The organism is Blastocatellia bacterium, assembly GCA_025055075.1.
Taxonomy (GTDB): domain Bacteria; phylum Acidobacteriota; class Blastocatellia; order HR10; family HR10; genus HR10.
Window position 1 is genome coordinate 1 of record JANWYV010000001.1, and the last position, 25,458, is coordinate 25,458.

23 protein-coding genes are annotated in these 25,458 nt (G+C 61.7%); 12 read left to right on the forward strand and 11 right to left on the reverse strand.

What is annotated here, in order from left to right; genetic code table 11:
• On the forward strand, positions 1–2,337 hold a 2,337-nt coding region (locus NZ746_00005; protein MCS6815741.1), incomplete at its 5' end, for a hypothetical protein.
• Positions 2,338–2,341: 4 nt separating this feature from the next.
• On the opposite strand, the gene NZ746_00010 is transcribed toward NZ746_00005, so the two are convergent.
• On the reverse strand, positions 2,342–3,088 hold the full coding sequence (locus NZ746_00010) for a TlyA family RNA methyltransferase (protein MCS6815742.1): 747 nt from the start codon (positions 3,086–3,088) through the stop codon (positions 2,342–2,344).
• Complete coding sequence (locus NZ746_00015) at positions 3,069–4,685, reverse strand: M20/M25/M40 family metallo-hydrolase (GenBank protein MCS6815743.1); 1,617 nt, start codon at positions 4,683–4,685, stop codon at positions 3,069–3,071. The genes NZ746_00010 and NZ746_00015 overlap by 20 nt, the downstream gene beginning before the upstream one ends.
• 244 nt (positions 4,686–4,929) lie before the next feature.
• Here NZ746_00015 and NZ746_00020 point away from each other — a divergent pair, with 244 nt between their 5' ends.
• From NZ746_00020 to NZ746_00030, 3 genes are all read left to right on the forward strand, one after another.
• Positions 4,930–5,475: a sigma-70 family RNA polymerase sigma factor gene (locus NZ746_00020; GenBank protein ID MCS6815744.1), complete on the forward strand. Its 546-nt coding sequence runs from the start codon at positions 4,930–4,932 to the stop codon at positions 5,473–5,475.
• A 17-nt stretch (positions 5,476–5,492) separates the two neighbouring features.
• Positions 5,493–6,194 (forward strand): zf-HC2 domain-containing protein, encoded by a 702-nt coding sequence (locus NZ746_00025; GenBank protein MCS6815745.1) that lies wholly within the window; start codon positions 5,493–5,495, stop codon positions 6,192–6,194.
• Between the two features lie 69 nt (positions 6,195–6,263).
• Positions 6,264–6,806 (forward strand): Spy/CpxP family protein refolding chaperone, encoded by a 543-nt coding sequence (locus NZ746_00030; protein ID MCS6815746.1) that lies wholly within the window; start codon positions 6,264–6,266, stop codon positions 6,804–6,806.
• Between the two features lie 37 nt (positions 6,807–6,843).
• Here the strand turns inward: NZ746_00030 and NZ746_00035 are convergent, their stop codons facing one another.
• Positions 6,844–7,665: a hypothetical protein gene (locus NZ746_00035; GenBank protein MCS6815747.1), complete on the reverse strand. Its 822-nt coding sequence runs from the start codon at positions 7,663–7,665 to the stop codon at positions 6,844–6,846.
• Between the two features lie 264 nt (positions 7,666–7,929).
• Between NZ746_00035 and NZ746_00040 the strand changes: the two genes are divergently transcribed.
• From NZ746_00040 to NZ746_00050, 3 genes are all read left to right on the forward strand, one after another.
• Positions 7,930–8,697, forward strand: a complete 768-nt coding sequence (locus NZ746_00040; protein MCS6815748.1) for an ABC transporter permease — start codon at positions 7,930–7,932, stop codon at positions 8,695–8,697.
• An 84-nt stretch (positions 8,698–8,781) separates the two neighbouring features.
• The gene (locus NZ746_00045) at positions 8,782–9,894 is read left to right on the forward strand and encodes an MlaD family protein (protein ID MCS6815749.1); all 1,113 of its coding nucleotides are present in this window, start codon (positions 8,782–8,784) and stop codon (positions 9,892–9,894) included.
• A gap of 55 nt (positions 9,895–9,949) precedes the next feature.
• Positions 9,950–10,990, forward strand: coding sequence for a c-type cytochrome (locus tag NZ746_00050; GenBank protein ID MCS6815750.1), 1,041 nt, complete (start codon positions 9,950–9,952; stop codon positions 10,988–10,990).
• A 42-nt stretch (positions 10,991–11,032) separates the two neighbouring features.
• On the opposite strand, the gene NZ746_00055 is transcribed toward NZ746_00050, so the two are convergent.
• On the reverse strand, positions 11,033–12,268 hold the full coding sequence (locus tag NZ746_00055; protein MCS6815751.1) for a glycine C-acetyltransferase: 1,236 nt from the start codon (positions 12,266–12,268) through the stop codon (positions 11,033–11,035).
• A gap of 32 nt (positions 12,269–12,300) precedes the next feature.
• Positions 12,301–13,464 (reverse strand): alcohol dehydrogenase catalytic domain-containing protein, encoded by a 1,164-nt coding sequence (locus NZ746_00060; protein ID MCS6815752.1) that lies wholly within the window; start codon positions 13,462–13,464, stop codon positions 12,301–12,303.
• Positions 13,465–13,623: 159 nt separating this feature from the next.
• Between NZ746_00060 and NZ746_00065 the strand changes: the two genes are divergently transcribed.
• Positions 13,624–15,216: an AarF/ABC1/UbiB kinase family protein gene (locus NZ746_00065; GenBank protein ID MCS6815753.1), complete on the forward strand. Its 1,593-nt coding sequence runs from the start codon at positions 13,624–13,626 to the stop codon at positions 15,214–15,216.
• On the opposite strand, the gene NZ746_00070 is transcribed toward NZ746_00065, so the two are convergent.
• Genes NZ746_00070 through NZ746_00080 form a run of 3 tightly spaced genes read right to left on the reverse strand, consistent with a single transcriptional unit; the run spans position 15,217 to position 18,833 of the window.
• Positions 15,217–17,661, reverse strand: a complete 2,445-nt coding sequence (locus NZ746_00070) for a PBP1A family penicillin-binding protein (GenBank protein MCS6815754.1) — start codon at positions 17,659–17,661, stop codon at positions 15,217–15,219.
• The gene (locus NZ746_00075) at positions 17,658–18,173 is read right to left on the reverse strand and encodes a MogA/MoaB family molybdenum cofactor biosynthesis protein (protein MCS6815755.1); all 516 of its coding nucleotides are present in this window, start codon (positions 18,171–18,173) and stop codon (positions 17,658–17,660) included. Before NZ746_00075 ends, NZ746_00070 begins: the two co-directional genes overlap by 4 nt.
• A 15-nt stretch (positions 18,174–18,188) precedes the next feature.
• Positions 18,189–18,833 (reverse strand): hypothetical protein, encoded by a 645-nt coding sequence (locus NZ746_00080; protein ID MCS6815756.1) that lies wholly within the window; start codon positions 18,831–18,833, stop codon positions 18,189–18,191.
• A gap of 52 nt (positions 18,834–18,885) precedes the next feature.
• Between NZ746_00080 and nagA the strand changes: the two genes are divergently transcribed.
• Complete coding sequence (nagA, locus tag NZ746_00085) at positions 18,886–20,100, forward strand: N-acetylglucosamine-6-phosphate deacetylase (protein ID MCS6815757.1); 1,215 nt, start codon at positions 18,886–18,888, stop codon at positions 20,098–20,100.
• Between the two features lie 28 nt (positions 20,101–20,128).
• On the opposite strand, the gene NZ746_00090 is transcribed toward nagA, so the two are convergent.
• Together NZ746_00090 and NZ746_00095 are read right to left on the reverse strand one after the other, a co-directional pair.
• The gene (locus tag NZ746_00090; GenBank protein MCS6815758.1) at positions 20,129–20,809 is read right to left on the reverse strand and encodes a class I SAM-dependent methyltransferase; all 681 of its coding nucleotides are present in this window, start codon (positions 20,807–20,809) and stop codon (positions 20,129–20,131) included.
• Positions 20,784–22,298 carry an oligosaccharide flippase family protein gene (locus tag NZ746_00095; protein ID MCS6815759.1) on the reverse strand — a complete coding sequence of 505 codons (1,515 nt, stop codon included), beginning with the start codon at positions 22,296–22,298 and terminating at the stop codon, positions 20,784–20,786. Before NZ746_00095 ends, NZ746_00090 begins: the two co-directional genes overlap by 26 nt.
• A gap of 84 nt (positions 22,299–22,382) precedes the next feature.
• Here NZ746_00095 and NZ746_00100 point away from each other — a divergent pair, with 84 nt between their 5' ends.
• From NZ746_00100 to NZ746_00110, 3 genes are read left to right on the forward strand one after another with little or no spacing between them, the layout of a single operon-like run.
• Positions 22,383–22,691, forward strand: coding sequence for a non-heme iron oxygenase ferredoxin subunit (locus NZ746_00100; protein ID MCS6815760.1), 309 nt, complete (start codon positions 22,383–22,385; stop codon positions 22,689–22,691).
• A gap of 16 nt (positions 22,692–22,707) precedes the next feature.
• Complete coding sequence (gene tenA, locus NZ746_00105; GenBank protein ID MCS6815761.1) at positions 22,708–23,385, forward strand: thiaminase II; 678 nt, start codon at positions 22,708–22,710, stop codon at positions 23,383–23,385.
• Between the two features lie 9 nt (positions 23,386–23,394).
• Positions 23,395–23,913 (forward strand): hypothetical protein, encoded by a 519-nt coding sequence (locus NZ746_00110; protein MCS6815762.1) that lies wholly within the window; start codon positions 23,395–23,397, stop codon positions 23,911–23,913.
• A gap of 40 nt (positions 23,914–23,953) precedes the next feature.
• On the opposite strand, the gene gatB is transcribed toward NZ746_00110, so the two are convergent.
• The gene (gatB, locus tag NZ746_00115) at positions 23,954–25,438 is read right to left on the reverse strand and encodes an Asp-tRNA(Asn)/Glu-tRNA(Gln) amidotransferase subunit GatB (GenBank protein ID MCS6815763.1); all 1,485 of its coding nucleotides are present in this window, start codon (positions 25,436–25,438) and stop codon (positions 23,954–23,956) included.
• Between the last annotated feature and the right edge of the window lie 20 nt (positions 25,439–25,458).

Here is a 25,458-nt window from a genome sequence, read left to right on the forward strand (position 1 = left end):
GAGAGCGCGCGATACGACCGCCCTTCAGAAGCGCAGCAGTTTTATGCGCGGAAGCGCCTGCCGCCGGGGATGACGGCCCTTCCCGTGGAGAAATATCTAGAAGCACTTCGGCGCATGGATGAAATGCCACGGTATGCGACGGCGCTGGGCGTGAGCTTGCCGTCGCGGCGCGAGATGGCGCTATGGGGCGAATATGTGGCGCTCTCGGTTCTCGGTTCGTGGGAACCCCTTGGGCCAGGGAATGTCGGTGGACGCACGCGCGCTTTGCTCATCCATCCCGCGAATCCGCGTATCATGTATGCCGCCGGTGTCTCGGGCGGCGTATGGAAGACGACCGATGGGGGGCAAATGTGGGTGCCCTTGAACGATCTCCTCCCGAATCTGGCCGTCTCGGCGCTCGCCATGGATCCACGGAATCCCGAGGTCATCTATGCCGGAACAGGCGAGGGGTATTTCAACTACGATGCCGTGCGCGGAGCGGGCATTTTCCTGACAACCGACGGTGGGCGTACGTGGGAGCATTTGGCGAGCACGAGGAACGTGAACTTCTATTATGTGAACGATCTCATCATCAGCCCGAACGATCCCCGACGCCTCTATGCGGCGACGCGCACGGGCGTGTGGCGTTCGACCGACGGTGGGCGAACCTGGCAGCGCGTTTTAGCGGCTGGAGGGAGCGATGGCTGCCTTGACCTGGCGCTTCGAACGGATCAACCGACGGACTATCTCTTTGCTTCCTGCGGGAATTTCTCCCGCGCGGCCGTCTATCGGAACGCGCGAGCCGAAGGAGGCCAGAATTGGACTTTGGTCCTCTCAGAACCAGGAATGGGACGCACTTCCCTTGCGATCGCGCCCTCGAATCCGAATGTCATCTATGCCCTGGCGGCCAGCCTCGTCGAGGGGAATTATCAGTACGGGCTGCACGCTATATATCGTTCGACGCGAAGCGGCGATCCCGGCACTTGGGAGGCGCGCGTGCGCCAGACGGATGCCAATAAGCTGCATACGGTCTTGCTCTCGAATCCGGTCTATGCGTTCTTGAGCGAATGTGGTTTCGGCTCCAGCGAATGGATCAATCAGGGGTGGTATGACAACGTGATCGCTGTTGATCCCCGCGATCCCGAGCGCGTGTGGGTGGGGGGGATTGATCTGTTCCGCTCGGATGATGGGGGGCGGACATGGGGACTGGCGTCGTATTGGTGGGTGGAGCCGAATCATCCGCAGTATGTGCACGCCGATCATCACGTCATCGTCTTTCATCCGCAGTACGATGGGGTGATAAATCGGACGATGTTCGTGGGAACGGATGGAGGGATCTTTCGCACCGAGGACGCGCGCGCGCCGGTCGCTCGGGGATCTACGGCTGCCTGTCGGCCAAGCAGTAGCGTCCGATGGCAATCGCTCAACAATAATTACGGCGTGACGCAGTTCTATCATGGCATGCCGCTGCCGGACGGGGAGACATACTTCGGAGGGACTCAGGATAATGGAACGCTTCTGGGCAGCGATTGGCGAGGCGCGAACGCGTGGGTGGAGATCCTCGGCGGCGATGGCGGATACGTGGCCGTGGATCCCCAGAATCCCAATGTCCTGTATGCGACGAATCCGTTTGGAGACATCGCGAAATCGGGCGACGGAGGTTTCTCCTTTCGCTCAGCGACGCGCGGGATCGAGGACGAAGGCTTTGAATTCATCGCGCCTCTGGCCATGGACCCCAGCAATCCACAACGGCTGTGGACGGGGGGATATTACCTCTGGCGCACGAACAATGGTGCGGAGACGTGGGAGCGCGCGAGTCGCTTGACGCCGGGCAATGGCTCGGTCACGGCGATCGCTATCGCGCCGACCAATCCGAACATCGTTGTCGCGGGCATGAGCGACGGCTATATCTTGCGTACCACGGATGCCCTCCGAGCGAAGGCGACGACGGCATGGGCCTCGGCGCGCCCACGCGCGGGGTTCGTCTCCTCCTTGGCGTTTGATCCCACGAATCCTCGTATCGTATACGCGACCTATTCGACCTTCGGTGGAACGCACGTGTGGAAGAGCACTGATGGTGGGGCGACCTGGCGCGATCTCGATGGACGGGGAGCTGGACGCTTGCCCGATCTCCCCGTGCACGTCCTCGTCGTGGATCCGGATGATCCGCAGCGGCTCTACATCGGAACAGATTTGGGCGTCTTCGTGTCCGCGAATGGCGGCCTCTCTTGGGCGGTCGAGAACACCGGTTTCGCCAACGTCGTGACCGAGGCGTTGGCGATCGGACGCGTCAGGGGCGCTCCGTACCTTTTCGCGTTCACGCATGGACGTGGAGCGTGGCGCGTTCGGCGCCGGTGAGCGCTCAGTCCTCGGTCACGCGCCGCAGGTAGATGAAGAATTCCTTGTTCCCCTCACTCCCGAGGAGCGGCGATTCGATCACGCCTAAGCAGCGAAGCGCCAACTCCTGCTCGGCGAAGCGACGTATTGCTTCGATGACGCGCTGATGCTTCGCTGGGTCTCTCACGATCCCCCCTCGGCCGACTTCCCTACGACCGACCTCAAACTGTGGTTTGATCAAGGCGAGGATGGCGCCCGAGGACTTCAGAAGGGGAACCATTGCCGGCAGGACCTTCGTTAGCGAGATGAACGAGACATCAATGGTGATGAGATCGAACCGCACAGGGAAATCCTCAGGCTTCAAATACCGCGCATTGACGCCCTCGCGAACGACGACGCGCGGGTCCTGACGCAGCTTCCAATCAAGTTGTCCCCGTCCGACGTCCACCGCGTAGACACAGCGAGCGCCATGCTGCAGGAGACAATCGGTGAATCCTCCGGTCGAAGCGCCAATATCCAAGCAGAGGAGTCCCGAGACATCCACCCCGAACGCGTGCAACGCGGCTTCGAGCTTCAGACCCCCGCGGCTGACATATCGAAGCGGAGGGCCGTGGACCTCGATGCGCGACTCTTCGGGGACGCATTTCCCCGGCTTATCCACGCATCGACCATCCACGAAGACTTGTCCGGCGAGGATGAGCGCTTGCGCGCGCTCGCGCGTCTCGGCGAGCCCTCGTCGGACCAAGAGGCGATCAATTCGTTCGCGCCCCATCCATGGGTTGATCTACTCGGAGCCGATGCTCCCGATTCGCGATGCGCCAGGCCGTCGCGAAGACGAGCCGCCCGATCCGAGCCATCTTCTCGAAATCGAGCTTCTCCGTGTCGTCCGTCGGCCGATGATAGTCCTCATGCAGGCCAGTGAAGTAGAAGATGACGGGGATGCCCTTCTGCGCATAGTTGTAGTGATCGCTCCGATAGTAAAGCCGCTGCGGATGATCCTCGCGATTGTATCGATAGTCGAGGATGAAACGTTCGGTGTCGCGATTCGTTTGCTCGCTCAACTCGTGCAGTTCTCGGCTGAGTTTGTCCGAACCGATCAGATAGATGGTATTGGCATCGGACAGCTCGCGATTTGCGGGATTCGTGTCGTTAGGCGCGCGACTGCGTCCCACCATGTCTAGGTTGAGATTGGCGACGATGGCAGTCAAGGGGACCGTGGGGTGCGTGACGAAATATTTCGACCCGAGCAGGCCCACTTCCTCAGCCGTGTGGAAGATGACGAGGATCGAGCGCTTGGGCCGTTCGCCGATCGTGAACGCTTGAGCGATTTCGAGCACAGTCGCCGTTCCGGAAGCATCGTCGTCGGCGCCATTGTAGATCTGTCCGTCGCGCGTCTGCAAATGATCGTAATGGGCGCTCAGCAGGACATATTCGTTCCGCCGCTCGGGATCGGCACCGTCTAAGATGCCGATGACATTGGCCGCCTGTTGGCGATGGGTCTCAAACGTGATTCGTACCGAAGCCGTGAGCCCCAGTGGCCGTGAAGCCGGGATCTCCGGAGACGTCGCGAGACGTTCGAGCGTGAGGCCGAGCGCGCCCAGCACATCCTCCGTCAGGCGGGTATCGGCCACGAGAACGGGGAAGGAGGACGCCATACGAGCATCCTCTTCTGCGAGCGCGATACGCGGTGCAAGACCTGCTCCCCGAAATCCCCGCACGCCGCCAGCGCCCGGCGTATCGCGGAGGAAGAGAAGACCAGCCGCTCCGCGCGCTCGCGCGGCTTCGATCTTGCGTTGGACGGGATAGTCTTGCGCAGTCAGGGCGCGTCCCTCTCGCGCGAGCGATGGAAGGCCGCCCAGTAGAGCGACAGCGATCTTCCCGCTCACGTTCACCTTCGCATAATCGTCGTATCCCCACTCGGGGAGCGAGACGCCGAATCGCACGAAGACCAATTCCGCCTGAAGGTCCACTGGCCCCGTTCCACCAAAGATGACGAAGTCCGTCCCGTACGCATACGTCCGTTTCCCCGCAGGCGTGGTCATCTCCAGCGCGGTTTGATCCGGGAGCAGGCGCCTCACGACGATGTCGAACGCTTGGAAGAACGAGCCGTCGGCAGCGCCGCCGCGAAAGCCATAGCTTCGCAATCGAGAGGCCAGATAGCGTGCGGCGATATGGATCGAGTCGCTCGCCACGTAGCGCCCGCCCAGTTCGTCCGAGGCCAGGAATTCCACGTGACTGCGTAATTCGGCCGGCGTGATGCTCTCCATCGCCGCCGCTGGTGGAAGCGGGAGGGTCGCCGATGGTCGAATCCCCGCTCCCAAACTGAGGAACACGAGCAGCAGGACAACGTGGCGCTTCCAGTGAGGCATAGCTTCGCTCCTTCCCACGAAAGTCCCTGTCGCCATGAAGACGATATTATAGGCGAGGATGGGAAGGGGATCGAGGCTTGGGCGAGCATATTTTTCAGGCTTTCTTCGTCGGCGTTCCGTCTAAGGAGATGTGGATCCAGTCGGAGATCGGCAAGTGGGAAGCGTCGTGAGAGCTAGGGATCACGCCATGGACTTTTCCATGCGAAATGCCTCGCGGATAATAGAGGGGAGCGGAGCCGAAGACGTGGAACTCAGCGATGAATGCATCGTCGAGCGAGTGCGCAATGGAGAGGCCGAGGCCTTCGAAGCGCTTGTGAAACGATGGGAAGATCGCATCTATCGCCTCGCCATGCGCTTGCTCGGGCATCCGGAGGACGCGCGCGAGGTGACGCAAGAGACGTTCCTGGCGGCGTTCCGAAAACTGCATCAATTTCGCGGGCGCGCGCGATTCTCGTCGTGGCTCTATCGCATCGCGCTCAATTGCTGTTACGATCGGCTTCGGGAACGTCGCGTTGAGCCCCTTCCTTTGGAGGAAGCTGATGGGGTCACCACAGAGGAGCGGGTGCTCGGCCAGATCCACAGAAAGCAAGTCGCCGAGCGTGTCCGCCGGGCTGTGCACGCCTTGCCCATCGAGATGCGGCAGGTCCTCATCCTGAAGGAGTACGAGGGGCTGACTTTCGAGGAGATCGCCGAGATCCTCGACATTCCGGTGAGCACGGCCAAGACGCGATTGTATGCTGGACTGGATCATTTGCGGAAACGATTGGAGTGGTTGAAGGATGCCTTGTGAACGAGGAGCAAGAGGCTATGAACGAGGAGAAGACACCATCCACCATGTGCGAGATGAGCGAAAAGCTCATTGGATATCTCTACCAGGAGTTGAGCGCTGAGGACGCCTCAGCGTTCGAGGCGCACGTGAAGACCTGCGCGCGGTGCGCGCGAGACCTGCGCGATTTCGGGCGCGTGCGTCGAGCGCTCGCCGAGTGGCGGATCGCATCGGCGCCGCACGCTTCAGTGGAATTGGAACGGGGAGCCGCGCGGCCTCGTTTCCGACAAGCCGTGCATCAGCTCTTGCTCACGATGCCAACTTGGGGGCGCGTGCTGCTGGGTGGCGCGACAGCCCTTCTGTTGCTGGCGCTCTTCAACATTCAGGTGGAATGGATGCCCGGAGGCGGCTTCCGGTTCAGCGCTAGTCTCTTCCCATCCCGCATTCTGGCACCCACGCCTTCCTCGGAGATGTCCTCGCGGGAGCGTCAACAGATAAGACAGCTTCTTGAGGCCGTCCTTCGCGACACCGAGCGGCGCCAACAGGAGGCGCTCGCCGTGAGTGTGCGCGAGTTAACTGAACACTTGCGCCGGGAACAACGCGCGGCCTTGGCCGAATTCCTCAGAGATTGGGAAGAGCGGCAACGAACCCAATGGGCTTCAATGCTGAACGAACTGGAACAGCGCCGGTATGGTGCATTGACGTTTGCCGATCTCTTCTTCCCCGGAAACGATGGGAACTGAAAAGATCCTCGCGGTCTCCAGCGCATTGGCCGCGCGCGCTCGGATCGCGGGGGAATCGGAGGTGAACGGATGAGATCGCAGGTTTTCGTCCTTCTCCTTCTCCTCGGGACATGGGGAGGAGCGATCGCGCAACAGAGCGATCAGCCGCCAGCTCCCCTACGGAGAGCAGGCGTTCCGAGTGCGGCGCCCGTCGTCGGCTCGCAGGAGCCGCTGAGACAGATCGTCCTGACCCGATTGGCGATCCTTCGCTTGCTCAACTTGAGCCAAGCGCAGCAGCAGCGCGTCCGCGAGATTCGTCGGCGTTATGCGGCGCAACTGCTGGAGCTGCGTCAAGCCGTCGAAGAGCGTCGGGATGCCCTGCGCGAAGCGATCTACGGCGAGACGCTCGATCCGCAACGCGTCGAGCACGCCTTGCGCGAGTTCTTGGAACGGCAAGCCGCTCTCCTCCGCTTGGAGACGCAAGTGGAGCTAGAATTCCGGCAGGTCCTGACTCCGGAGCAATTGGCGAAGTTCCGCGAAATTCAAAATGAAGAGCTGACCATCCGACGTATGCGGCGCGAGCTGCGTCAGCGCGAGGAACGACTCCGCGAGCGGCTCAGACGCGGATCGTGAGGCACGCAGCCTCGATGTCCGAAAATGGGCTCCTCCGTCACGGTGCGCTTTGTGCCCTGAAGCGATAGAGGCGCTCTACGAAATACGTGGTGGCCGGACTGTCGCTCTCGCGAGCAGCCATCCTGTACTCGAACTTTATGGCTCGCGTGTCGGGCTCATACCCAAAGGCTGTGGCACTGCCTGAAGTGAAACTCCGTCCTCCAGAACCCGAGGTATGCAGGTATCCGATCTCCACGATACCGTCTCCATCGAAATCATCCAAGAGCCGCCCGGGACTGAAAACTTGTCCCTGTGGTGGGAAGTGCGGTTGGGGTGGCGGGATGAGCGTCACGAGGTAGGGCTTGTTCGGAAACAACGGGCAAGGTAGAAAGTCTATAATCGGCTGGCCCCCTGCATCGGTGATCTCGCACCGATCGTTGACCCAAAACCGATTTGCCACCTGCCCTGAAGTCAGTTCGTACACTGTACTGAGATACAGGCCGTTGGGCTGCCGCTCGAGGGTATAGGCTAAAGCCGGAGGAAGCGGTCTTTCGCTCACGAGCACTCCAGTTTGGGGATCCCGATCTCTATGCCATCCTCCGGTAACCTCCACGCGATAACTTCGGGCGGTGAGCAGGCGTTGACCGGGAGCTGGGTATGGAGTCGTTGCCGCCGCCGTGCACCAGAGCCCGACGAGAAAGTCCGAAATGCCGGAGCAGTAATATGCAGCGAACTGCTGCAAGCACATTAGATAAGCGCGCGCATCTCCGCCCTGTAAATACTGAACGCAGTAGGCATGAGCGTGTTGCCTCACTTGCTCGTAGGGACCAAAGATAGGTGCCTGAGCGGCTGCCTTCGCATGTTGAACCGAGACCGACACCGAAGATCCCGTCAGGAGGATTGTGACAGCAAAACTTGCTGTTACGATGCGGGATAGAGCTTTTCGGAAGCAGTTCACGATCATCGCCTTTCCCTCCGCGACCAGTGCTCCGCACAATGATGGCGTGACACGCTGATTTTGTCAATCGAAACGCTCCTTCAAGGTGCGGACGCTGGGGAAGCTCTCTCCATCCCCGACGCCTCGAACTTCGATTCGCCGTCCTTGACGCTGCGCGCGGCCATCGGCGATATTTCTAAGTCGCTGATGAACGCGATCACGCTCATCCTGTACGAACTCCAGGAATCCACGCTCATGGCTTGGCGGGCGTTTCGCTCGCTCTTCACCCGTCCCCGCTATTTCCGCGAGATCATCAATCAGATGGATCTGATCGGCGTCGGGAGTCTCGTCATCGTATTGCTGACGGGATTCTTCACCGGGGCTGTGCTGGCGTTGCAGACGGGCACGACGATGGCTTCGCTTGGAGCCAAGGGGTTCACGGGGCGGCTGGTCGCGACGTCGCTGGTGCGAGAATTGGGGCCGGTGCTGACATCGCTCATGGTCGCCGGGCGCGTCGGATCTGGGATCGCCGCGGAGTTGGGCTCGATGCTCGTCAGCGATCAGATTGATGCCATGCGAGCGTTGGGGACGGATCCCATCCGCAAGCTCGTCATGCCGCGTATGGTCGCGCTACTGGTGATGGTCCCCGCGCTGACGGTGATCTCGATCATCGTGGGGACGGGAGGGGGATTGGTCGTCGCCATCTCGCTGCTTGGATTGCCGTACGCGCAGTACATCAGCTCGGCCAAGGAAGCCTTCAAGCTCAACGATCTAATCGGAAGCTTGATCAAGGCGCTCATCTTTGGCTTCATCATCGCCGTCGTCGGGTGCCGCAGTGGGCTGAAGACGAGGGGAGGGACGGTGGGCGTGGGGCGTTCGACGACGCAATCGGTCGTCGTGGCTTCGATCTTGATCTTGGTCGCTGATTTCTTCATCACGCGAGCTTTGCAGATCTTCTTGCCGCCGGGCCAGTGAGCGGGAGAGCAAGCTTCGGAGGTCTCGCGCGGCGTCTCCTCCTGTAGGGACGCTCGCGCCAGGCCTCGAACGAGGAGGCGTGCTATGGCCACACGGAAGAAAGTGACGCTCGCCGATCTGAAAGTGGGAATCCTCGTGCTCGCATCCCTGGTGTTCCTGATCTTCATGATCTTGACGGCCAGTGGAGGGATCGCGCTCTTCGAGGAGGAGTTCATCGTCAAGGCGCGCGTCGCGGAGGTGGACGGGCTCATCCCGGGGAACGAAGTCCGACTGGCCGGATACCGGATCGGAAATGTGAAGGAGGTTCGCTTTGCGCCGGAGCTTCCCGATCGGCCTGAAGATCCGAACACCATCGAGATCATCATGCGCGTGGATCCGAGGATCGCCCGCGAGCGCATCCGTTCGGACTCGGTCGTGACGTTGGGCTCGATCGGGCTTCTGGGCGATAAGGTCGTGGAGATCACTCCGGGGACCAAGCACGGGGCTCCGATTCAGAGCGGCGCCTACTTGCGAAGCACGCCGGGGACGAACATTCGGAAGATCATCTCCGGCGTGGATCCCCTCGTCGCCGACTTGGCCGATACAGCCGAGCAGATCAAGCGCTTGGTCGCGGGGATCAACGAGGGGCAGGGAACGCTCGGCAAGCTCATCCGCGACCCGAAGCTCTATCAGGACATTGATCGCACGGTCCTCGAAGCGCAGGAATTGGTTCGTCGCATTCGGGAAGGGGAAGGCACGATCGGGAAGCTCATCAACGATCCCACTCTCTACACCGACCTGAGGCGAACGTTGACGCGGCTGGAGCAGCTCACCCGCGATTTGCGCGAAGGGCAGGGGACGATTGCTCGACTCATTCGCGAGCCGGAGGTATATGAGAAACTGGATCGCACGATGACTCGCCTGGATGAAATTGCCGCGCGCATAGATGTGATCGCGGCGCGCATCGAGCGCGGCGAGGGGACGATCGGACGGTTGATCAATGATCCGACGCTGCACGAGGAGACCAAGGCGACGATCACCAATCTCAAGAACATCACTGAACGGATGGACAACGGCGAGGGGACGTTCGGCGCTCTGTTGCACGATCGTCAGCTCTACAACAACCTGAACGCGCTCTCGTCGGAGTTGGTCCGATTGATCTACGACTTCCGACAGAATCCGGGGCGATTCCTGCGCATCAAGGTCTCCCTCTTCTGAAGGGGGAAGGCCTCGCACGCACCGAGGAGCGCGGATCTCTCGGGGAGGAGGACGTATGGGACGAAAATGGATCGGTAGTCTGATCGCCGTCGTGGGGATCATCGTTGTCGGCGTGATCGTCTATCAATGGCGATCCGGAGAGGCGGAATTCGAGCCTGAGATTTTACCTCTGCCGGAGGGGCTTCAGGGCTACGAGGAGATGAAGATCCCGCCGGATAATCCGATGACGCCGGAGAAGGTGGCGCTCGGTCGCCAGCTCTTCTTCGACAAGCGATTGAGCGCTGATGAATCGCGCTCTTGCTACTCGTGCCATCTCAACGAGAAGGGATTGAGCGACGGATTGCCCACATCCCTCGGGGCGCTTGGCAAGCGGCTCCCGCGCAACAGTCCGACGCTTTGGAACATTGGCTACCATCATGAATTCTACTGGGACGGACGGGCGCCGACATTGGAGAGACAGATCTTTGCGGCGTGGACCGGAGGGAACATGAGCGCCAAGCCCGAAGAGGTGGCGGCCAAGTTGAATCAGATCGAGGGGTATCGGCGGCAATTCCGAAAAGTCTTCGGCACCGACGCTACGCCGGATGCCATCGTCAAAGCTCTGGCCGCTTATACGCGCACGATCATCGGCGGGAACACGGCCTGGGATCGTTGGCGCGCGGGCGATGAGAACGCGATCAGTGAGGAAGCGAAGCGCGGGTGGGAGATCTTCCAGCGGATCGGGTGCACGAATTGTCACGATGGTTTGCTCTTCACGGATCTGCAGTATCATAACGTGGGGATCGGCATGGATAAGCCGAATCCCGACCTCGGGCGGTACAACGTCACCAAGCAGGATCGAGATCGCGGCGCTTTCAAGACGCCCACCCTGCGGGATGTGGCTCGATCGGCCCCGTATTTTCACGATGGGAGCGTGGCGACGCTCGAAGAGGCCGTGGACATCATGTTGGCCGGCGGGAAACCAAATCCGTGGCTCGATCGCGCGAATTTGAAGCCGGCGAAGATCACTCCCGAGGAACGACAAGCGCTCTTGGCCTTCCTGCGTTCGTTGACCGAGGAGGGGGAGTTGAAGGAACCACGGCTCCCACAGAAATGAATCTTCGCGCGGAGGGCGCGTGCCCTCCGCGCCTTCCTGGCCTCACGGGATCACTCCAAAGCGCCGACCGACCTTTTGGAACGCCTCCAGCGCGCGGTCCAAATGCTCGCGCGTATGCGCGGCCGAGATCTGCGCCCGCAATCGCGCTTCCCCTTTCGGCACGACCGGATACCACAGCCCTTTGATGTACACGCCCTCCTTGAGCAATTCCACGCTCATGTCCATGGCGAGCGCCGCCTCGCCGAGCATGATCGGGACGATGGGATGCGTGCCCTCCAGGATCGTGTAGCCGAGGTTCTTGATCTCTCGGCGGAAATAGGCCGTGTTCTCATGCAAGCGCTCGACGAGCGAGGTATCGGTCATCAGGAGGTTCAGCGCTTCGATCGAGCCCATGACGACGGCCGGGGGCATTGTGTTGGAGAACGTGTAGGGGCGTGACTTCTGCCGCAGCAGCTCGATCAATTCGCGCTTGCCAGCAATGAATCCTCCACAAGCGCCGCCGAGCGCCTTACCGAACGTCCCCGTGATGACGTCTACCTGCCCGAAGACGCCCAGCTCTTCCGCCGTTCCTCGCCCACGTGGACCGAGCACGCCTGTCGCGTGAGAGTCATCCACGAAGAGGAGTGCATTGTGCTGCCGCGCGAGCGCAATCAATTCCGGGAGCGGTGCCAGATCACCTTCCATAGAGAAGACGCCATCGGTGGCGATGATCTTGATCCGGTACCCCGCTTTCTCATCGGCCTCCAGCATCTCTCGCAGCTGCGCGACATTGCGATGCGCATAGACCTTCGCCTCGGTCGTGCGAGTGATGATGCGGCAGAGGCGAATGCCGTCAATGATGCTCGCATGATTGAGCTGATCGCTGTAGATGACGTCTCGATAATCCGTGAGGCCGAAATCGTTCGCCAGCAATCCGGCGAAGAACGCTTCGTTCGCCGCGAAGCAGGAGGAATGCAGCACGGCATCCTCGCAACCGACGAATTCGGCGATCTTCTGCTCCAGCTCCAGGTGAATCTTCTGCGTGCCGCAGATGAAGCGAACCGAGGCCAACCCATAACCGTATTCGCAAAGGCCGCGCAACGCCGCTTCTTTGACCTTCGGGTGATTGGAGAGACCCAGATAATTGTTCGAGGCGAGCATCACGACCTCGCGCCCATCCACGCGCACGACGCCATCTTGCTCGCTCTCGATCGGGACCTCGAATTTGTACGTCTTGCTCATCTTGATCTGTTCGATCTCGCGGGCGATGAGTGCGTAGAGTTCGCGGATGGTGGCCATAGCTCCCTCCTCAGGATATTTCCGACGGCCGTTCACCCGGCGAAATCGCTCGGATTCGGCGTGAAGATGAGCTTCATGGCGTGGCCGGCGAGTAGTGTCTGAAACGCTTCCTCATATTCGCTCAAGCGATACGCGCGCGGGGCGACGAGCCATCCCAACTTCTCCTTGAGGCCCAACCGATCGCTCCGCAGCAGCTTCAGCATCGTCTCCCATGTATCAAATAGGCGCCGGCCGAAGATCCCCTTGATCGTGACGCCCTTCCACACGACGAAGTTAGCGAAATCGAAGAGGACGGGTTCCTTCGGAATCCCCAACAGGACGACCATCCCACCATTGCGCACCAGCTCGAACGCATCGCGATAGGCTGATGGAGCGCCGGACATCTCCAGAACGACGTCCACGCCCTGGGCTTCCTTCTCCAGACGGCGCACCTCGCGATACAGATCGGCTACCGAATGGGCGACGTCGAAGCAGAAATCCGCGCCGAAGGCTCGGGCCAGCTCGAAGCGATGCTCGACGTCCACCTTCTCCGTGACATAGATGCGCGTGGCGCCGTAGATGCGCGCCAACAGCGTCGCCATCAACCCGAGGGGCCCAAGCCCCAGGATCGCGACGCTTTTGCCGCTCACTTCAGCCATCTGAATCGTGTGCACGGCGTTCCCCAGAGCATCCAGGAACGCACCCAGCCGCGGCGGGATCTCCGAGAGATCGCCGCGCTTGCCAAGCAGGATCACATTCCGACGGGGCACGACGACATATTGCGCGTAGCAGCCGTCCAGATGCACGCCCTTCACGCGCACGTTCACGCAGATGTGCTCATTTCCCATTCGGCAGAGCGCGCAGTGACCGCAAGGAATGTGCATCTCCGCCGTAACGTAGTCGCCCCGTTCCACGACGAGGTCCGAACGCAGGCCGAGAGTCTGGAGCGCTTCCGCGTCCTCTCCGACTTCTTCGACGATGCCACAGAATTCGTGACCGATGATGATGGGGCGGTAAGCCTCCGGTCGATCCAGATACCGCTGCATCTCTTCGATGATGGCCGGATTCTGCGTGCTCAGATAAATGCTCTTATCGGTGCCGCAGACGGAGGCCGCCAGGACTTTGATCTTCACCTCCCCATGTCCGACCTCCGGTTCCGGCACCTCCGTCCAGGTCAGGCCGTCGGCGTGGAGATCATCTTTCCTCAAGCATTCCATGCGTCGTCATCTCTCCTTCCGCACGGCTTTTTCGCTCCCCCGCAGAATTATAGGGGGGAGTGCGCGAAAAGCCAATGGGATCGCCGATCGGGATGCTCGCCAGCGATTTTCAGGCTATACTTGAGAGCTTCTTTCAACGCATCAGGAGGACATGGCCGCGTGCTTCGAAGATGGTCGCGAACGGACGGGACGAGCCGGAAGGAACTCGCGCCGCGGGCGAGGGAAGAACCGACGCGCGCGTCGCGCGCTGAGGGGCCGAGCGTCGAACGAGGACATTCGCTCGGCTGGCGCGGATGGTGGCGCGCGGTGGAAATTCTGACGGTCGCCCTCTTCTTCGCCGCCTATCTCTATCTGGACGCCCTCGCGGCGTGTGATCCACACAAGGTGCGCGGTCGCTTTCGGCGCGTGTTGCGATGGCTCGCGCGCCGCTTCCTCGCGCAAGGGGTCCTTCAGCGCGAGGAACGCTTACGCGCGCAGGCCGTGTGGCTGCGGAATCGGCTGGTGAAGCTCGGCCCCACGTTCATTAAGATCGGCCAAGCCTTAGCCACCCGCGCCGATCTTCTGCCGCTGCCGTACATCCAGGAGCTGACGCGGTTGCAAGACGAGGTTCCGCCATTCCCCCAAGCGGAGGCGGCGCGCATCTTGGAGGAAGAACTCGGCGCCCCCGCCGAGCGACTCTTCGCCTTCATCAATTGGGAACCGATCGCTTCCGCCAGTCTCGGTCAGGTCTACTACGGACGGCTGCCTTCAGGCGAGGAGGTCGCCATCAAAGTCCAACGTCCCCGCTTGCGCGAGGCGATCCACGTGGACCTGATGATCCTTCGACGCATCGCCCGCTTCCTCAAGCGATACCCTCAGCTCTTTCGCGGCGTGGATTGGACGGGCGTGTTGGATGAGTTCGCCGTCACCATCTTCGAGGAGATGAATTATCGCCAGGAAGCGCGGCATGCCGAGCAATTCCGCGAGAATTTCCGACGATGGCGGGACGTCTACGTCCCGAAGATTTACTGGGCCTATACGACCGAGCGCGTCCTCACCATGGAGTACATTCACGGCGTGAAGGTGACCGACGTGGAGGAACTGCGGCGACGCGGATTCTCTCCCGCGCACCTCCATCGGCTCCTAGCGCGCACGTATCTCAAGCAATTCCTCGAGGACGGATTCTTTCACGCCGATCCGCATCCGGGGAATTTGCGCGTCATGCCGGATGGACGCTTGGCCTTCTTCGATTTCGGCATGACGGGGCGCATTGATGCGCGGCTGCAAAGCTTGATGATCGAGGCCTTCTTCCACATCGTGAACCGCGACGTCTCGGGCTTGGTGGAGGATCTCATCAAACTGGGCTTTCTCGATCCGAAGGTGGACCCGCGCCTCATTCGTCCCCTGGTCGAGGAGTTATTCCGCGAGTACCTCGGGCTGAAGCTGAGCGAGATCAAATTCAAGGAGCTGACCTACGACCTGGCCGAGGTGGTCTACGAATATCCCTTCCGCATCCCCACGCGCTTCACGTATATGATCCGCGCTCTGATGGAGCTGGAGGGGATCGGGATTGCCATTGATCCGGAATTCAACTTCATTGACGTGGCCCGCCCCTTCGCGCGGGAGTACTTCTTCAAGCGCGAGGCCCGCCAGCTTCGCGCGGCGCTATTGAACCGTCTGCTTCGAGGGGAGAACGGTGCGCTTCGCTTCGACCAACTCTGGCGTTTCGCCAAACTCGCCGTGCGCGTCTATCTCGATAAGCTGAAAGTTTGATCAAGGCCGCAATTCCCCAAATCGGCCCGGACGTCTCTTCTTCGGGTCTTCCGGTGGCGGTTCAACGGGTTCCTGCAGCGGCTTGAGAATGAGATCGGGGATCTTCTCCTTGAGGGTTGGTTCGCCTTGGCGATCGGGCGGACCGGTGGGCTCAGCTATCAGCGAGGGGAGAGGGGAAGGGGCGACTGCAGGAAGCTCGCGAATCCCCAGCGCCTCGCGCACCTCTCGCTCGGTCTGCTCTCGCGCTGCTCGAATCCATTCGGGCATTTCCATGATCAGCTCGAACGCTGTGGGCGTCTTGTCCTTGAGATACTCGCGCATGAAGTCAATCCAGATGGGCAATGCGGCGACCGAACCCGTCTCCTTCGGACCGAGGCTGCGCTTCCGATCGCTGAAGCCAATCCACACGCCCGTGCATACCGTCGGGGTGAAGCCGATGAACCATGCGTCGGTGAAGTCGTTCACCGTTCCGGTCTTGCCCGCAATAGGCCACTCTTGGAATTCTGCGTAGGCGCGGATGCGAGCCGCCGTGCCGCCGTTCACGACGCCTTGTAGCAAGCGCACCATCGTCGAAGCCACGTATGGATCGAGCACCTGTTCCGGCGGCGGCGCTTCCCATCGCTCCAATTCGCGCCCATCGCGATCCACGACGCGACGGATCATGTGAGGGACGACGCGTCGGCCTTGGTTGGCGAAGATCGCGTACGCGGCTGTCATGGCCAGCAAAGGTTCCTCAGTCGCGCCGAGAGCTGAGGGGAGGAAGGGCGCCATCGGGTTCGGGAGACCCAAGCGTTCGACCATGCGGACGGCCCGCGCGATGCCGATGCGTTGCAGGATGCGCACGGCGGGAACGTTGCGCGATTCCGCGACAGCTTGCGCGATGGTGATCGAGCCTTTGAACGTGTGATCGTAATTCGAGGGGGCCCACTCCCCAATCTGCAGCGGCGCATCCAAGACGCGATCGTCCGGCGTCAGTCCAGCCTCCACGGCCGCCGCATAGATGAACGGCTTGAACGCCGAGCCCGTCTGTCGTAGGCCCTGCGTGGCGTGATTGAAGCGCATGCGGGTGAAGTCATATCCGCCGACCATCGCTTTGATCTCGCCAGAAGGAATCTCCAGCGCGACCAATGCGCCCTGAACCTCGGGCATTTGCAAGAGGGTGACCCGCATCGTCTTCGTCTGCTCATCGAGGCTCTGCACCTGGACGATGGTGAGGTCTCCCGGACGCACGAGCTGTGACAGAGGGCGTCCCCACGGCGCATCGCGTTGGGTCACGCGCGCTGTATATGGCCCCACGCGCACCACTGCTTCTCCCGCGGCGACCGAGAGGACCAATCCCGGATAGTATTCGCCGATCTCGAATCCCCCCTCCCAATCCGGATGGCGATATGTGGTCAGATCCTTGCCTTGATCGAGGACATTCTCCGTCGGACCGCGCCAGCCATGACGGCGATCGTACGCATGCAGCCCGTTGCGCACAGCACGGACGGCTGCGCGTTGCGCGCGAGCGTCTAGCGTGGTGTAGACCTGCAATCCTCCGGCATGCGTGCGCCGCGTCCCATATTTCTCCTCCAGGTATCGCCGCACTTCTTCGACGAAATAGGCGTACGGCGAGCGGGCATTGGAGAAGCGATTGCCCTCGGCCAGCCGAATGGGACGAGCCATCGCCGCACGCGCCACCTCGCGGGAGATGTATCCCTCCTCGGCCATCTTCTCCAGGACGAGATTCCGGCGAGCGAGCGCCGCCTGTGGGCGCGTCACGGGCGAGTAGAGTTGTGGCGCTTTGGGGAGCGCCGCCAAAAGCGCTGCCTCTTCGAGCGTCAGCTCCCGGGCCGATTTCCCGAAATAGTACTGAGCCGCCGCTTCGACCCCATAGGCGTTGCCGCCGAGATAGATCTGGTTGCAATACAGCTCGATGATCTGCTCCTTCGTGTAATACCGCTCGATGAGGAGCGCCAGCAGCGCCTCCTTCAGTTTCCGCGAGTACGTCCGCTCCGGATTCAGGAAGAGCATCTTGGCCAATTGTTGCGTGATCGTCGAGCCGCCTTGCACGGTCTCACCGGCGCGGAGATTCGCGATGAAGGCACCGAGGATACGAATCGGATCAATCCCCGTGTGCTCATAGAAGCGCGCATCCTCGATGGCGATGAAGGCATGGCGGACGTGTGGAGGGATTTCGAAATAGGAGAGTGGCAGGCGGCGTTCCAGATAGAACTCGCCGATGACGGTCCGGCCATCATCGGCATAAACGCGCGAGAGGACGCTCGCTTGGTAATCGCTGAGCTGGGCGACCATGAGAGCGTATTCGGAGTGGTCGAGCGCGTAGGCGACAAGGGCGCCAGAGAGACCGCCGCTCAGCGCCGCCAGTAGCAGCAGCGAGATGATCGGACGGCGGCGCCAAAAAGCCCGCACGCGCGATGACGGCCAACCTTTCCGCTCGTTCATGCTCCTTCTCCCCTTCGATGCGGCGCGAGATCGTCGTGCGTGGCTTCTCCGGTCAACGTCTCCAAGGCGTGCCGAAGAACGCCACGGATCACGGCGAACCCTTCGCGCGCGCCGCGAACGCTCCCCGGCAAGTTGATGATGAGCGTGCCCGCGCGGATGCCCGCGATCCCTCGCGAGAGCATCGCGAACGGTGTGCTTTCGAGAACGCCTCTCAAGCGAATGGCTTCCGGAATCCCTGGGACCTCGCGCTCGATGACCTCGCGGGTCGCCTCCGGCGTCTGATCCCGCGGCGAAAGCCCTGTTCCGCCTGTCGTGAGGATGAGGTTCACGTCAGCGCGCTCGGCGTAGTCCACGAGGCGTCGGGCGATCATCGGCCGATCATCGGGCAAGATCTCAGCGGCGACGATCTCCGCGCCCAGACGTTGTAACTCTTCGACGAGCGCCGGGCCAGACTGATCCTCGCGCTCACCGCGTGCCGCGCTATCGCTGATCGTCAAAACGACGGCTCGAATCTTCACACACCCTCCTCACGCAAGGCTCGTGCGCTCGTGGCCCTCAGCAGCGAGAGCCACAGATTTCCCTTCGAGCGATCTTTCAGCGGCGACGGCTTCCCGTTGCGGCTCGGTCCATTCCAGACCGAATCGTCGCCGAAAATCGGGAGTCTGCTTCCTCAGCTCCACCCAAATCTCGAAGGTCTCCGGAGAGGAAGCCCAGAGCGCGAACCATTCGGCGATCTCCTCTTTGACGACGCGCGCTCGCTCTTCCTTCGCGCGGCGCGCAGCCGCACGGGCTCGTCGCCATCCAAGCCGCGCCAACGCTCGCGCATAGGCGATCCCTCTTCCGTCGCCGCGCTCCCTGAAATGGCGATAGAGACGACTCAGCTCTCGCAACGATTGCTCCGCACGTTCCAGCGTATCGAATTTCAAGACCCCCTCGAACTGGCGGGCATATTCCTCTTCAAACACGGGCGTGGTGAACGGCCCGCTCAGGGAGACCCGATATCCAGCATCGCGAAGGACCTCCACGATGTATCCGTCCGAAGGGCACTCCGCGTCGCCCAACTCTTGGCGCAGCCGCGCCTTCAGATGGACCAATTCCCTCTCGCCGATCTCTCTCCAGGCCATCTCCTGGCAGAGGCGCAAGATCGCTTCCTTCTTCTTCCCGCGGCTCATGGTGCTGCGTCCGAATAGCATTTTAGCGGAAACCGGCCTAAAATGGCACGCTATGCGGACGTCACGGCGCATCTTGCTTCACGGCGGTCGTCTCGTACTTCCGGATCGTCTTCTGGAGCCGGGATGGGTGTTGATTCAGGGAGATACGATCGTCGAAGTCTCTGCGGCTGAGGAGTTGCCTTCCGCGGACGAGCAATTCGATGTGAGTGGGCACTTTGTGGCACCGGGGATGGTGGATCTTCACATCCACGGTTCTGCGGGCGTGGATGTGCTCACGGCGACGGCCGATGATCTGCACCGGTGGGCGCGTTTCCTGCTGCGGCATGGCGTGACGCGATTCCTTCCCACGACTGTCCCGGCCGATCCCGCGCAGTATGCTCGCGCGCGTGAGACGCTGATCGAGTACGCGTCGGAACAGGATCGAGATCCCGCGGCGGCGCTCATCCTCGGCGTGCACTTCGAGGGGCCTTTCGTCAATCCGCGTCGGCCTGGCGCGCTGAATCCGCGCTACTTCCGGACGTTTCGGTCCCTTCGAGATGTGGAGGATTTGCTGGCGTGGGATATACCGGCGCGTCCCTTCGTCCGGATGATGACGCTCGCGCCCGAGATCGAAGGAGGGTTCCCGCTCATCGAGGAATTGCGACGGCGCGGGTTTCGTCTCGCAATCGGTCATAGCGAAGCGCCGTTCGAGGTGTGCGAAGCGGCTGCCAAGCTTGGGGTCACGCACATCACTCATTTTCCGAACGCGCTCGCGCCGTTGCATCATCGGCAGCTTGGCGTCGTTGGATGGGCTTTGCTCGACGAGAGCGTCACGCTCGATCTGATCGCTGATGGTCATCATCTCGATCGGCGCATGGTCGCGTTGGTGAGAAAGGTCGCGGGCGCGGAGCGCCTCGCCCTGATCAGCGACGCCATCGCGGCTGCCGGTTTAGGAGACGGCCAGTACGAGATTTGGGGAGAAACGATTCGCGTCGTGAACGGACGAACTGAAAATGCGGCCGGCGCTCTGGCCGGATCGGTCATCACACTGCTGGATGCCGTGCGTCATCTCGTGCAGTGGGGCGTCCCATTGCCGGATGCGATGCGCATGGCGACGCTCGTGCCGGCGCGCGTGCTCGGCGTGGCGGAGACCGTCGGCACTCTCCAGCCCGGAAAGAAAGCCGATGTGCTCGTCTTGGACGCGAACCTCTCACCTCGACTCGTCGTGCGCGAGGGGGAGATCGTCCATCTCTCGGAGGAGTCGTCTCCGTCGGTCGGGATCTCGTGATTGACCGAAATGGCTTTGCGAAGGACGCCTATTTCTCCGCCACCAGGAGATGGTTGATCGGATCTCCAGCATCCGGCCAGAGGCGTTCGCACGCGCGAAAGAAGAGGTTCGCCAGTGGCATCAGCCGATGTAATCCGCGGCGTGAGCTGAGCGCGTTGGCGAGCGCTTGGCCAGCGAGCGTCCAGGCTCCCCCTTGTGCCTTCATCCAGAGGACGCGCAACCCGTTTTGCTGCGCCAAATGAACGAGGCCGAAGCGCGTGAAGCGATAGTAATCGTGCGGCTCCTCATGCACGCGCCAATATTGTGGAGCCGTGAGGATCACTCGCCCCCCGCGCTTGAGCACGCGCCAAACCTCGCTCATCGCGCCCGAGGGATCCGGCAAATGCTCGAGCACTTGGAGCATGAGGACAGTATCGAATGTCTCTGCGGGAAAGGGCAGTCGCAGGGCGTCGCCTATGACATCGGGGAGATGCTCCTGCCAATTGCGATCCAACCCCACGTATTCCTGGATCATCGGAGCGAAAAGCTCGCGATACGGTTGATTCCCGCAGCCGATGTCCAAGAGACGACCTCGCGCCCATGCTCGACACTCGCGGAGATCCGCCAAGAGCGCGCGCATGAGAAGATAATCGGCGTCGCGCCAGCACGTCGCTGCGCGGGTCCGGCGCTTTTGCTGGCTGCGTTCATCGCCGACGTTCGCTCTCGACATAGGCTGTTCCGCGCATCGCTCGAAGAAGCAGGGGGAGGCTCGCGCGCATCTCCACCAGCAGCGCCTTTCGTTCGAGGAGGAGCAGAGACGCCGCATACAGGAATAGCCCGAGAGCGACGAACGCCAAAAGCGAGGCCAGACCGCTCACTGCGCGTTCAGCGAGCACGCGGAGCAGAACGAACGTCATCACTCCTGCTCCCATCGGGCGAACAAGCGCATAGGCCAAGTTCACCGATGCCGTGGTCGCGAGCGCCCGGATGAGCCAGAGCACTGGAACCCAAACGCTCACGCCATAAGCCATGGCCACGCCCGTGAATCCATAACGCGATGTCAGTAGCAGCGCCGCCACCCAATCGCTCACCGTCCACACAATGAGGATCTTCAAGGCCTCGCGCGGACGTCCCCGGGCGTTGAGCGCTGCAATCAGCGGCGTCGTCAGCGTGCCGCCGAGCATCCGCACAGCGAAACCATAGAAGGCCGGAATGGCCGGCGCCCATTTCTCCGTGTAGAGGAAGGCCACGATCCAAGGGATCAATCCCGCCGCTACCGCGAGCAGGGGCGTCGTCAGGAGCATTAGCGCTCGCAGCATCTTCTCAAGCATCTGGCCGAATGCCTCGCGATCCTCTTGCGCGCGCGAGAGAGAGGGGAAGCTCACGCGGCCGAGGGCTTCCGTGAACGCTTGACTGACGTGATAGGCCACTCCATGTGCCCAATTCAAGAACCCCACAGCGCGCGGGCCGAAGAGTGGTCCAGCCAAGAGCGAAGCGATGTGGTCGCGTAGAAGCGATGTCCACGTCCCCACTTGAAAGGGCGCTCCGAATCGGATCGAAGCGCGTAGCGCGGTGCGATCCAGGGCGAATCCGAACGGCCATCGAGCCACCGCCAGCAGAAAACCGGCGCGCGCGCTCTCGCTCGCCAGAGCCGCTCCTACGAAGCTCCAGACGCCGAAACCACTATAAGCCAAGGCGAGGGCCGTGAGGTGAAAGATCAGGAGCGTCGTGATCTCGATCCAGGCCAGGCGCGGATAGGCGAGCGCCCGTTCCAGCAGCATCAGAGAGATCGAGCCGAGAACGCCGATCGGCAGAACGAGCGCCAACCATGGAATGACGTGCCGCGAGGCCTCGCTCAAGCGGAAGATGGTGGCGATGGGCGCGTTCGCTCCGAGAAGCAGCAGGACCAAGCTCACGGCCAGGAGGAATCGCACTGTGAACGTCGTGCGCAACTCGACGAGAGTCGGCGGATCGCGTTTCTGAATCAGCGCCGCCGTCAGTCCGAAATCAGTGAAGAGCGCCGCCGTGGAGACGAAGAAAGTCGCGATGGCGTAAGCGCCGAAATCCATCGGCGCGAGCTGCCGCGCCAAGAGGATGTTCGCCAATAGGCGCAGCGGCACCGTGATGGCGTGCCGGAGGAGCATGGCTCCAGCTCCCCGGATCGTGCGCTCCGCAAGTGCTGTGAGCCCCGCTGTCCGATCACCCGCGTGGACGTCCATGCGCTCTTATCCTAGCACACCGGTTGAAAGGGGCGAAGAAGTCGCCTATGATTTCCCCTTCACTCTCGGCGAGGGAGGCAGCCTATGGGACAATTCGTCAAAGTCGCGCGAGTGAGCGAAGTGGCTCCGGGCGAGGCGCGGCTCGTCGAGATCGAGGGACGGCGCATCGCCCTCTTCAACCTGAATGGGACGTTTCATGCCATTGACGATGTGTGTCCGCATCGAGGGGGGCCCCTCTCCGAGGGGACCCTCGAAGGAGAGATCGTCGTATGCCCGTGGCACGGCGCGCGCTTCCGTATTTCGACCGGTGAGGTCCTCTCGCCTCCAGCGACGCACGGCGTCACGTGCTATCCCGTGCGCGTGCAAGGGGAGGACATCGAGATCGAGGTGTGATTCGTCGAGGAGGACAATGGTGGAGCGGCGCGAGACCTTCACCGAACGTCTTTGGAGCGAGGTCGCGACGATTTTTCAGGCGATTCTGGCGCATCCATTCTTCGCGGGCTTGACCGAAGGGACGTTGGAGCGCACGCGGTTCGAGTTCTACGTCGTTCAGGACGCGCTCTATCTGAGGGAGTTCGCGCGAGCCCTCTCGATCATCGCGGCCAAGGCACCACGCGAGGAGGAGATCATCCTGTTCAACGAACACGCGGCCGGAGCCCTGCGCGTCGAACGCGCATTGCATGAGAGCTTCTTCTGTGATCTGGGACTCTCCGAGGAGGTCGTGCGCGCGACGCCCTTGGCGCCGACCAATCTCGCGTACACGAGCTATCTCCTCGCGGTCGCTTATGGACGACCGTTCCATGAGGGCGTGGCGGCCGTGCTCCCATGCTACTGGATCTATTGGGAGGTGGGGAAGGCGCTCGAAGCTCGCGGCTCGCCCGATCCGCTCTACGCGCGATGGATTCGCACCTACGCGAGCGAGGAATTTGCTGAGATCGTGCGCGCCGTTTTGGAGCTGACCGATCGCTTGGCGCTTGCGTTCTCAGCGGAAGAGCAGGAGGCGATGCGGCGCCATTTCCTGACGACGAGCCGCTACGAATGGATGTTCTGGGACATGGCCTATCGGCTCGAAGCTTGGCCGGTATAAGTGGTGCAGATGAAGACGCTCATCATCGCCACGCTTGGGGCTTGGCTCATGGGGAGCCTCGCCATCGCGTTCGTCGCCACCCAGAATTTTCGCGCGGTAGAGCGCGTCCTGCGTGCGGCTTCCGGGCAGCCGGAACTCGCGCGATATATCGAGCGATTGGGAGCGGCCGAGGCCCGCACGCTCTTGCGCCATCTCGCTTCGGAGATGAATCGCTTCTACTTCCAGGTTTGGGGATGGAGTCAATTGTTTCTGGCGCTCGTCGTCCTCGTCGGACTCTGGGGAGGGGGAATTCACGATCGCATCGCGCAGGGATTAGTCCTGGTCATGATCGCCATCGTTCTCGTCGCCGTCCTCTATCTCACCCCGGAGGTCATGGCGATCGGGCGTCGGCTGGACTTCGTCCCGCGTGATCCACCGCCGCCGGACTTCGCGCGCTTCCGGCGCCTGCATGCGGCGTATACGTTGCTCGATCTCGTGAAGTTGGGCATGGGAGCGATCGTCCTCTTTCGTCTGGCGCGGCTGCCGTAGTCAGTCTCTGGAGAGGCGACGGCTGAAGCCACGGCGTCGCTCACCCTTCCGTCAAGAGCTTACGAAGGAGATCGTTGACGAGCTGCGGATTCGCCCGCCCTTGTGTCTCTCGCATCACCTGGCCGACGAAGTAGCCGAAGAGTTTCTCTTTCCCCGCGCGATATTGTTCGACGTAGGCAGCGTTGGCCTCCAAAACGCGTCGGATGACAGACTCCAGATGTGCGGGATCAGTGATCTGCACCAGTCCCTTCTCTCGCACAATGACCTCGGCCGATTGTCCGGTGCGGAACATCTCGTCGAGAACGGTCTTGGCGATCTTGCCGCTGATCGTCCCCTCGGCGATCAAGCGAATCAGCCCGGCGAGCTTCGAGGGCGTGACCGGAGAAGCGAAGGGCTCGATGCCAGCCGCTTTCGCCAACCCCATCAGTTCGCTCAAGATCCAATTGGCCGACGCGCGCGCATCGCCCGTCTCGCGCACGACGGCTTCATAATAATCGGCCAGCGCGCGCGTGCTCGTCAGCGTCGCCGCGTCCTCGATCGAAAGGCCGTAGTGTTGCATGAAGCGCCATTTCCGATGGTTCGGCAACTCGGGCAGCTCGCGCCGAATCTCCTCGATCCAATCCTCGCTCACGACGAGCGGAGGGAGATCGGGTTCCGGGAAATAGCGGTAATCGTGGGCCTCTTCCTTCGAGCGCATCACGTATGTGCGTCCCTCGGCCTCATTCCACAGGCGCGTCTCTTGCACGATCTCGCCACCATTTTCGAGGACTTCGATCTGCCGGTTGATCTCATACTCCAACGCGCGCTGCAGGAAGCGAAACGAATTCAAGTTCTTCAACTCGACTTTCGTGCCGAGCGTCGTCGTCCCGCGTCGACGCACCGAGACATTAGCGTCGCAGCGCAAATTCCCCTCCTCCATGTTCCCCTCGCAAACGTCCACGTACTGGAGCGCCTGCCGCAGATATTGCATGTAGTCATAGGCCTCCCAGCTGGAGCGAAAGTCGGGCTCGGAGACGATCTCGATCAACGGAATGCCGCTGCGGTTGAACTCGATATAGGACATGCGATCCGAATCGGGCATGCCATCGTGGATGGACTTGCCAGCATCCTCTTCGATATGCAACCGGCGGATGCGAAATCGCTTGCGTCGCCAGGCGATGGGGCGTCCGTGCTCATCCCGCTCGGCCGTGTCGATCTCCACCTCGCCGTGTTCGGAGAAAGGCTGGTCGTACTGCGAGATCTGGTATCCCTTCGGGAGGTCGGGATAGAAGTAGTTCTTCCGCGAGAAGACCGAGACGCGGTTGATTCGACAGCCGAGCGCGAGCGCAGCCTTCGCGGCCATGCGCACGGCTTCGCGATTTAAGACGGGAAGCGCGCCCGGAAGCCCTAAGCAAACGGGGCAGGTATTCTGATTCGGCGCCTCCCCGAACTGTGTCGAACACGAGCAGAAGATCTTCGAGCGCGTCTTCAGTTGCGCGTGAACCTCCAACCCGATAACGGCTTCGTATTCTTCCCGCCTCGCCATACGTCCTCCATTCTAGCACG

Coding starts and splice junctions, on each gene's coding strand:
- NZ746_00070 (MCS6815754.1), bottom strand. CDS start 17,661: ATGAACGAGCGGAAAGGTTGGCCGTCATCGCGCGTGCGGGCTTTTTGG.
- NZ746_00010 (MCS6815742.1), bottom strand. CDS start 3,088: ATGGGGCGCGAACGAATTGATCGCCTCTTGGTCCGACGAGGGCTCGCC.
- NZ746_00080 (MCS6815756.1), bottom strand. CDS start 18,833: ATGAGCCGCGGGAAGAAGAAGGAAGCGATCTTGCGCCTCTGCCAGGAG.
- tenA (MCS6815761.1), top strand. CDS start 22,708: ATGGTGGAGCGGCGCGAGACCTTCACCGAACGTCTTTGGAGCGAGGTC.
- NZ746_00095 (MCS6815759.1), bottom strand. CDS start 22,298: ATGGACGTCCACGCGGGTGATCGGACAGCGGGGCTCACAGCACTTGCG.
- NZ746_00050 (MCS6815750.1), top strand. CDS start 9,950: ATGGGACGAAAATGGATCGGTAGTCTGATCGCCGTCGTGGGGATCATC.
- NZ746_00045 (MCS6815749.1), top strand. CDS start 8,782: ATGGCCACACGGAAGAAAGTGACGCTCGCCGATCTGAAAGTGGGAATC.
- NZ746_00090 (MCS6815758.1), bottom strand. CDS start 20,809: ATGTCGAGAGCGAACGTCGGCGATGAACGCAGCCAGCAAAAGCGCCGG.
- NZ746_00110 (MCS6815762.1), top strand. CDS start 23,395: ATGAAGACGCTCATCATCGCCACGCTTGGGGCTTGGCTCATGGGGAGC.
- NZ746_00015 (MCS6815743.1), bottom strand. CDS start 4,685: ATGCCTCACTGGAAGCGCCACGTTGTCCTGCTGCTCGTGTTCCTCAGT.
- gatB (MCS6815763.1), bottom strand. CDS start 25,438: ATGGCGAGGCGGGAAGAATACGAAGCCGTTATCGGGTTGGAGGTTCAC.
- NZ746_00025 (MCS6815745.1), top strand. CDS start 5,493: ATGAACGAGGAGAAGACACCATCCACCATGTGCGAGATGAGCGAAAAG.
- NZ746_00100 (MCS6815760.1), top strand. CDS start 22,383: ATGGGACAATTCGTCAAAGTCGCGCGAGTGAGCGAAGTGGCTCCGGGC.
- nagA (MCS6815757.1), top strand. CDS start 18,886: ATGCGGACGTCACGGCGCATCTTGCTTCACGGCGGTCGTCTCGTACTT.
- NZ746_00060 (MCS6815752.1), bottom strand. CDS start 13,464: ATGGAATGCTTGAGGAAAGATGATCTCCACGCCGACGGCCTGACCTGG.
- NZ746_00040 (MCS6815748.1), top strand. CDS start 7,930: ATGAACGCGATCACGCTCATCCTGTACGAACTCCAGGAATCCACGCTC.
- NZ746_00055 (MCS6815751.1), bottom strand. CDS start 12,268: ATGGCCACCATCCGCGAACTCTACGCACTCATCGCCCGCGAGATCGAA.
- NZ746_00030 (MCS6815746.1), top strand. CDS start 6,264: ATGAGATCGCAGGTTTTCGTCCTTCTCCTTCTCCTCGGGACATGGGGA.